The sequence below is a fragment of the Streptomyces sp. NRRL S-495 genome (assembly GCF_000966955.1).
Lineage (GTDB): Bacteria > Actinomycetota > Actinomycetes > Streptomycetales > Streptomycetaceae > Kitasatospora > Kitasatospora purpeofusca.
Genome location: NZ_JZWY01000797.1, coordinates 1 through 311 on the forward strand (window position 1 = coordinate 1; position 311 = coordinate 311).

The window sequence follows — 311 nt, forward strand, 5'->3', positions numbered from 1 at the left end:
GTGCAGACCATGGCGATCAGCAGGGCGAGCGGGGTGACCGCGGCGGCCGTCCGCCGGCTGCCGGTCCTGGCGTTGGCGGCCGCCAGGTGACCGGCCACCCGGGAGGCCCGCAGCGGCAGCGACGCCGCGGCGACCCCGGCCCTGACCAGCGGCGGGCCGAGCAGGGAGACGGCCGTGGCGAGGACGACGACGGTCAGGAAGGTCACCGGCGTCGAGGCGGGCTCGGCGTGCAGCGTCGCGAGGACGGCGAGCAGGACGGCGCCGCCGAGCAGCAGCCCGACCCCGGCGACGGACCGGCCCCGGCCCAGGCC

Annotated in this window: 1 pseudogene; it reads right to left on the reverse strand. The window is 79.7% G+C overall.

Annotated elements, in window-relative coordinates:
- Nucleotides 1-311: pseudogene (locus VR45_RS33690) on the reverse strand (ABC transporter permease); the annotation flags it as partial.